Below are 7,143 nucleotides of genomic sequence, written 5' to 3'. Positions count from 1 at the left end.
TTGTTCCCATGTATTATCGGTGAGCACTGTTCTTGCCATAATTTAGAGAGCCCTGTTTGAAATAGTCTCTTTATTTTAAAGCCTTTATACTTACTTTTACAGATTAGGGACACGCCCTAAATTTGCTAAAAAAGTATCACTGCTTTCCTAGTATAGCGCAAAGGCAATATAAGTTTGGTAGCAAGGCGTTACTATGCGTAGACAATCGTTAAAGCAAAAATGCCACACCTTTAAACTGATAGGTTGCTGTTATTTTGAATCAGCTATACAGACACTGAGTAAGGCGTGTAATAAAGTCTTAGCATCAGGTGGCAATATATTGGGCTTAGCGATGTATTGTTGCACTTGTCGATAGACGTCATTTGCGAATGTACTATTGCTCGTATCAAAGTCAGCAAACAAATTATCTTGTGACACCTCAAATGATCGTTCGCAAGCGAGAGTAAATAAACACTCTAATGCTTGAGGCTTAATCTCTACGCGCTCAAATGCTTGTTGCTGAGCGGCGGTACGCCCATCTGGTGCGTACCAGTAGCCAAAGTCAGGCAAACGTCTACGAGCCTCTCCAGCCACACACCAATGGCTCAGCTCATGCAATGCGCTAGCAAAAAATCCATGAGCGAATTCAATTTTTGCGGGGTCGTTATTTTGTGCCGGAAAGTACTCTGGTTCTCCTTGTCCACGAACCAATGTAACGTTTTGATGAGCGAATAAATTATTGAATAATTGGATGAGCCAATCAGTAGCCGCTTGATCGTATTTATTAACCAATGATGGAGTGCCATCTAAGCCTTTGATAGCAGCTAACCTTTCTAACCTTTGCCATTCACTTTTTACATCCTCTAAGCACTGATTATTTTTAAGGTTCCACGAGTCAGTGGAAGAGGCATTCACATTACTGGTTAACGTAGTGAGACGTTGCAATAGTATTTTTGCTTCAAGTGGAGAAAGTAGGTTCGAGAAGTCAGATTTATCATTAAACACATTCATAGGTAAAACACTGGTCAAATAAAAGATAAAAAGAAGAACTATCTTTGAATATAAATAGGAGAAATAAAGAGATGAAAATAGAGCTCATATCAAATAAATTTAACATACTAGCGCTAGCGTCGCTCAATGCTTTCCGTTAGTATGGCAGGCAATATTATACACCGTTTTGATGAATGAGGTCGCGCATGTCAAGCACTCCAGAAAGTAAACCGTCAGCAGGTTATGCTGATAATAAAAAAGTGCCTTTATCTACTAGTATGCCTGAATCTATTTCTTTGGATAAATGGGCAGATACTGGTTATGAATGGACAGGAGAGGTAGAGCCAAGCGCTTTCAAACGTCTTGCTGCTACCTTAGCCACCGAACATGAACAAGCAAATATCTCGCTTAATGCCAATCTGTATCGCCGCAATAATTTTTTACATTTGGCATTCACACTGACGGGTGAAGTTTGGTTAACCTGTCAACGTTGCCTACAGCCAGTGGCTATCGATTTGTCTGATGATTATAATATTGCGCTACTAGAAGATGAGAGCCAAGCACGTTCAATCAATGATGAACAAGACTATTTATTACTTGATGAAATTATTACTGAGCCTGCACCAGAGCTTTTATTGCCATTCAAAAAATTGGTAGAAGATGAGATATTGCTGAAGACGCCAATGTCACCAAAACATGACGACTGTGAAATGACGGTAGAGCAATTTGGTGAGATTCCAGAAGAGGAAGAAAGCGAAAATCCTTTTGCTGCTTTAGCCTCGCTAAAAGGCAAGTTGTAATCTTATTAAGAGACAAGTCATATATCAATGTACTACTTAATAAATTTATGATACCTTTCATCAGCTTTCTACCAAAGAGTGAGAAGCAGGGCTTTATTAATCCGCTAAACATGCGTATAATGTCCCGTTTATTGCATTCTAGCAATCTGCTACTGGCAGATAGATGCTGATCTTGCAGACTAACTATAGATTTTAGACGTAATCAACACTTTAATACGTGGCAATCTATTTAACTAATGATGCGTAAGACTTAGGTTGTTGTGATTATATAGCCTCTGTCAGTGTCGATTAAAGCTGAATTTCAAGCTTATCCCCTTTTAAGTATAGGAGCTATATCATGGCCGTTCAAAAAAGTCGTAAAAGTCGTTCTCGTCGTGACATGCGCCGTTCACATCATCGTATGGAAATCGCTGAGATAAGCGTAGATGCTACCACTGGTGAAAAACATCGTCGTCATCACATGACTAAAGATGGTTTCTACCGTGGTCGCCAGTTGTTTAAAGTTAGTCAAGACGCTTAAATTATTGGCTATTCAATAGCTGATTGTAAAAATAATGATAGTACTGGTGACTGTCATTATTTTTGCAACGCTATTATTAGGTAATATGCTTTGAGCTGAAGAAAGCCAAGTTATTTCGCTATCATATATTATGTGGCTAGATAACTTGGCTTTTTGCTATTGGCTTTTATGGTAGGTATTTGAACAACCTTTTACCATGTGCCTTTAGAAAATATGAAAATGAACCGATATACTCTACCATTTTAATTTGCATGGTATCTTTTACTATACGTGTTTCAGTAGCATCCACTATGATAATAGTGTGCGTCAGTGTATAGTTTATCGATAATCCGTTTTTTTAGACAAATACTAAAGTAACGGCTTTATATCGCCTCTAATAATATAATAAACCCCAATTGTTTTTAGGGATATTTCCAATTAAATAAGGAATATTGGTTATGGCCTCTGTACCCGATATGGTAAAAAAGCCGCCGACACGTATTGCGGTAATTTTTCCTGGTCAAGGATCGCAAGTAGTCGGGATGACTAATGAGCTTGCTGAAATCTATCCAGAGATTCTCGATACCTTTACTGAAGCTAGCGCCGCGCTTGGTGAAGACTTATGGGCAATCTGTCAAAATGAAGAAAAACTCAATCAAACACAATATACTCAGCCAGCATTACTGACGGCCAGCATCGCCATTTGGCGTATCTTAAAACAAAAAATAACCACAGCGCCTTGTTATTTAGCGGGTCATTCTCTAGGTGAGTACAGTGCGCTTTGTGCGGCTGAAGTCATATCGCTTGCTGATGCGGTTAAATTGGTACATAAGCGCGGTCAGTTGATGCAAGAAGCCGTTGTAGGTGTCGATACTGCCATGGCAGCAGTGTTAGGGCTTGAGGACAATCGAGTAGAAAACTTGTGTGAGCAAGCGACTGAACATGTTGATGGCGCGATTGTTGGTGCAGCCAACTTTAATAGTCCAGGACAAGTGGTGATATCGGGTAATGCTGCTGGTGTGAATGCTGTTATTGATAAAGTGCAAAACACCGGCAAAAAATCTATCCCGCTAAAGGTAAGCGTACCATCACATTGCGCGCTTATGGAGCCAGCCAGTAATGCATTGGCTGAGATTCTGGCAGAAATAAAATTTGATCAAGCGACGATTCCTGTTATCCAAAATCGACATGCGCGTGTTGAGAGCAGTGCGGTCGGTATCAAGCAGGCATTAACAGAGCAATTAAGCCAACCGGTATTATGGTCAAAAACCATGCAAGAGCTGGCTGACAAACAAATTAATATTTTAATCGAATGCGGCAGTGGTAATGTATTGAGCAACTTGGCGAAGCGTCAAGCACAGCCAATTACGAGCTATCCTACTGACAAGCCCGCTCGTCTTGATAAATTAATGGAGGTGTTATCATGAGTCGTACGATTACTCTAGTGACAGGTGCTAGCCGTGGTATTGGTAAAGCCGTTGCCAAACGTTTCGCCAAAGAAGGACACTTTGTTATTGGTACAGCCACTACGGAAAAAGGTGCTGAACTGATTGATGGTTATCTCCACGATAGTGGCGGTATTGGACGTGTTTTAGACGTACGCGATACCGCACAAATTGATAAGCTGTTTGAAGAGATTGAGAGCGTCTACGGCGCAGTACAAGTCTTGGTCAATAATGCAGGTATCACCCAAGATGGTCTGCTGATGCGTATGAAAGATGACGATTGGGAAAATGTTATCGATACCAATTTGACGTCTGTATACCGCATGAGTAAACGTGCTGTGCGCGGTATGATGAAAGCACGCCGTGGTCGCATCATCAATATAACCTCTGTCGTTGCTCAAATGGGTAATGCAGGTCAATCGAACTATGCGGCGACCAAAGCAGGCGTCGAAGGGTTCAGTCGTACGCTCGCGCGTGAAATTGGCTCACGACAAGTGACGATTAATTGCGTAGCCCCTGGTTTGATCGAAACGGATATGACGGACGAGCTTGATGAGCGCCTATTGAACTCTATGCTAGACGCTGTACCTATCAGTCGCCTTGGACAGCCAGAAGACATTGCCGCCGCCGTACATTTCTTAGCCAGCGATGAGGCCAGTTATATCACAGGCGCTGTTATTCCTGTCAATGGCGGTATGTATATGTAGGTGATAAACAAGTGTTACACAGTTATAATAAAAAACTCTGTGCACGAGTGTAAACTATAATAAAGGGTGTTATAATGACGGATACTTTTATGTCAAAGCCCTGTATTATAGCAGGGCTTTACTAGACATCAGTCAAAACGTATAACCAGCTATAAAACAAGTTACAAAGTACTCAGATAGCTGTGCTAATCTGAAGATATGATTTTATATACAATGCTGTAGAGCCTAATGATAGGCCTATGGTGACTTGCCAAAATAATAGATCAAAAAGGAGAAATCTACATGAGTAATGATACCGAGCTAAGAGTTAAAGCTGCAGTAGCTGAGCAATTGGGTATGAATGTTGAAGATATCAACAATGATGCATCATTTATGGAAGACTTAGGTGCAGATTCGTTAGACCTAGTCGAATTGGTTATGTCATTTGAAAGTGACTTTGGCATTACCATTCCTGATGAAGATTCAGCAGAATTAACGACTGTTCAAAAAGCGATTGATTATGTACAAGCGCAGCTATAATTAGCTAGTGGCTTAGCGAGTTATTTTAGCCGCCTATCTGTAGAGATAGGCGGTTTTTTTATGTTGTTAATTTTCCATGGCGACAGGTAGTTATGTGACTAATCAATACGTTAACATAAGCTACGCCAAATCAACATTACTCAACATACTATTACTATCTACCTCACCTATCTTTGTCTATACTCATAATGGTAAGCAGTAACAAAGTGTAGTTATATACAAAGTGTGGTTATATATGAAAGTATATGCCATTAAAAAAATAATGATGAATAATAAATAACAATATTTAAAGGAGTATGTAAATGGGTATGTTCAGTTTTGCAAAAGATATCGGTGATAAAATTTTCAATCGTGATGACGCCAAACACGATGCCAAGTCAGAAACAAAAGCAGACGCCAATACGCCAGTACAGAGTAGCGAACCTTCTGCGCAATCAGTTGCCAATATTTTACTTCGTCGTATTCAACAGCAGAATCTTAATATTAGCGATTTGAAAATCAAGTATAACGGCTCAACAGATACTGCAGAAATCAGCGGTAAAGCTAAAACGCAAGCAGACCGCGAAAAAGCGATTATCGCCATTGGTAATGTACAAAACGTGGCTAAGGTAATCGATAATATTGATATCGAAGAAGATGCGCCTGAGTCAACGATGTATACAGTGAAATCTGGTGATAGCTTGTCTAAGATTGCAAAAGAGGTTTATGGTTCAGCGGATGATTACATGAAAATCTTTGAAGCCAATAAGCCGATGCTATCTAGCCCTGATAAGATTTATCCTGGTCAAGTACTGCGTATTCCTAAGCCATAAGCCATAATATGGTTTTGAACTGTCAGCGATATGTGTGAATAAAATAAAGAATGCCTCTTACTATAATAAGAGGCATTTTTTTGGCGTATAGAAATATAAACTTAAGATTTAGAGGTTTTTTAACTTCTCGTACTGTTCCGCTATGGCCCAATTGATATGTACATCGAGCATTTCGTTGTGTAAGCCCAGCTTTGATTGTAACTGAGTAATGGTTTCTTCATTACCATTAGCATTTCCAAGACCAATCGCGATATTACGCAAAAAGTTCACATAGCCTGTGCGTCTGAGCGGGCTGCCTTCAGTTTTTTTCATAAATTCAGCTTCTTGCCACTGCCACAGCTCAAGCAGACTGCTGCTATCAAGGTTGTGCCGTGGTGCGAAGTCCTCTACAGGTGTAAGATTGGCGTAGCGATTCCAAGGACAGATAAGTTGACAATCGTCACAACCGAAGATGCGATTACCAATCGCGCGGCGGTATTTTATATCGATAATACCGTCGTGCTCGATAGTGAGGTAGGAGATACAAGCTGCAGCATTGAGCTCATAGGGCGCGACAATCGCTTGAGTGGGACAGATGTCGATACAAGCGCTACAACTGCCGCAATGCTCTTTGACGGGTTTGTCATCAGGTAACTCGAGGCTAATAAATAGCTCACCCAATACAAAAAATGAACCCGCTTGCTTGTTGATTAATAAGGTGTGCTTTCCTGTCCAGCCAAGACCAGCAGCATCGGCAATGGGTCGCTCGAAAATAGGAGCAGAGTCGCTAAAAGGCCTAAAAATAAAATCTTGCTCTGAACCTATATTGAGGTGTTGCCACTCAGGAAGCATGGCTTCTATCTTTAGTGCCAATTGTTTCAAACGACTGCGCATCGTTTTATGATAGTCGCGTCCTCTGGCATAACGAGCGATGATGCCTTGATTGGGGTAGTCATTGTCAGTGATCTTACGTGGGGTTGGTGCTTGAGTCAGGTAATCCATACGGACACTGATGATGGTTTTTGCCCCTTCTACCAGTTGGTCAGGATTTGCCCGCAGTTCATGATTGTTATGCATAAACTGCAGTTGTCCCTCATAGCCTTTATCGAGCCATTGTTGCAATTGTACAATCTGCTTAGCAAATAAAGGATGATGCACTGATAAAAACCCACAGTCGGCAAACCCTAAAGCCTGTGCTTGGTCTTTAATCCATTGTTTGACATCTGCTGTGGTGGTAAATGTTGGGCTATTATTCACCTTAATCTTTTTTTCGGACGCAGGCTTAGGTTCAGCAGAGATTTTCTTAGCTGATTTCTGCTGGGTTGAAGAGATAGGCAAGTTTACTTTAGGAAGGTTATTCATGTGTGACAGTAGGTGATAGAGTGAATACCGCTATGATAAGCCAGTGAGCTA

At 40.8% G+C, this 7,143-nt stretch carries 8 protein-coding genes; 6 read left to right on the top strand and 2 right to left on the bottom strand.

The genetic code is table 11. The features are described 5' to 3' along the window. Window positions 1-249 precede the first annotated feature (249 nt). A complete protein-coding gene (locus tag ACP7AE_RS12195; RefSeq protein WP_426243351.1) occupies window positions 250-990 on the bottom strand; it encodes an elongation factor P hydroxylase in 741 nt (246 codons plus the stop codon). Window positions 991-1,175: 185 nt separating this feature from the next. Between ACP7AE_RS12195 and ACP7AE_RS12190 the strand changes: the two genes are divergently transcribed. The 6 genes from ACP7AE_RS12190 to lysM all read left to right on the top strand — a co-directional run bounded on the left by ACP7AE_RS12190 (window position 1,176) and on the right by lysM (window position 5,751). Continuing rightward, entirely contained in the window at window positions 1,176-1,769 is a 594-nt protein-coding gene (locus ACP7AE_RS12190) for a YceD family protein (RefSeq protein ID WP_426243349.1), read from the top strand. 337 nt (window positions 1,770-2,106) lie between these two features. Further along, complete coding sequence (gene rpmF / locus ACP7AE_RS12185) at window positions 2,107-2,289, top strand: 50S ribosomal protein L32 (RefSeq protein ID WP_011512869.1); 183 nt, start codon at window positions 2,107-2,109, stop codon at window positions 2,287-2,289. Window positions 2,290-2,726: 437 nt separating this feature from the next. Then, window positions 2,727-3,695 (top strand): ACP S-malonyltransferase, encoded by a 969-nt coding sequence (gene fabD / locus ACP7AE_RS12180; protein ID WP_201540788.1) that lies wholly within the window; start codon window positions 2,727-2,729, stop codon window positions 3,693-3,695. After that, on the top strand, window positions 3,692-4,420 hold the full coding sequence (gene fabG, locus ACP7AE_RS12175) for a 3-oxoacyl-ACP reductase FabG (protein ID WP_045454442.1): 729 nt from the start codon (window positions 3,692-3,694) through the stop codon (window positions 4,418-4,420). The genes fabD and fabG overlap by 4 nt, the downstream gene beginning before the upstream one ends. A 282-nt stretch (window positions 4,421-4,702) precedes the next feature. After that, on the top strand, window positions 4,703-4,939 hold the full coding sequence (gene acpP / locus ACP7AE_RS12170) for an acyl carrier protein (RefSeq protein ID WP_025652201.1): 237 nt from the start codon (window positions 4,703-4,705) through the stop codon (window positions 4,937-4,939). Between the two features lie 302 nt (window positions 4,940-5,241). Next, window positions 5,242-5,751, top strand: a complete 510-nt coding sequence (lysM, locus tag ACP7AE_RS12165; protein WP_055125278.1) for a peptidoglycan-binding protein LysM — start codon at window positions 5,242-5,244, stop codon at window positions 5,749-5,751. A gap of 108 nt (window positions 5,752-5,859) precedes the next feature. Here lysM and queG read toward each other — a convergent pair whose 3' ends face one another. Next, window positions 5,860-7,092, bottom strand: coding sequence for a tRNA epoxyqueuosine(34) reductase QueG (gene queG / locus ACP7AE_RS12160; protein WP_426243347.1), 1,233 nt, complete (start codon window positions 7,090-7,092; stop codon window positions 5,860-5,862). Window positions 7,093-7,143: the final 51 nt, after the last annotated feature.

Source organism: Psychrobacter sp. TWP2-1-2 (genome assembly GCF_049896785.1).
GTDB lineage: Bacteria > Pseudomonadota > Gammaproteobacteria > Pseudomonadales > Moraxellaceae > Psychrobacter.
The sequence above is the reverse complement of the archived record's forward strand: the minus strand, read 5'-3'. Positions and strand labels throughout refer to the sequence as shown.

Coding starts and splice junctions, on each gene's coding strand:
- ACP7AE_RS12195 (WP_426243351.1), bottom strand. CDS start 990: ATGAATGTGTTTAATGATAAATCTGACTTCTCGAACCTACTTTCTCCA.
- ACP7AE_RS12190 (WP_426243349.1), top strand. CDS start 1,176: ATGTCAAGCACTCCAGAAAGTAAACCGTCAGCAGGTTATGCTGATAAT.
- rpmF (WP_011512869.1), top strand. CDS start 2,107: ATGGCCGTTCAAAAAAGTCGTAAAAGTCGTTCTCGTCGTGACATGCGC.
- fabD (WP_201540788.1), top strand. CDS start 2,727: ATGGCCTCTGTACCCGATATGGTAAAAAAGCCGCCGACACGTATTGCG.
- fabG (WP_045454442.1), top strand. CDS start 3,692: ATGAGTCGTACGATTACTCTAGTGACAGGTGCTAGCCGTGGTATTGGT.
- acpP (WP_025652201.1), top strand. CDS start 4,703: ATGAGTAATGATACCGAGCTAAGAGTTAAAGCTGCAGTAGCTGAGCAA.
- lysM (WP_055125278.1), top strand. CDS start 5,242: ATGGGTATGTTCAGTTTTGCAAAAGATATCGGTGATAAAATTTTCAAT.
- queG (WP_426243347.1), bottom strand. CDS start 7,092: ATGAATAACCTTCCTAAAGTAAACTTGCCTATCTCTTCAACCCAGCAG.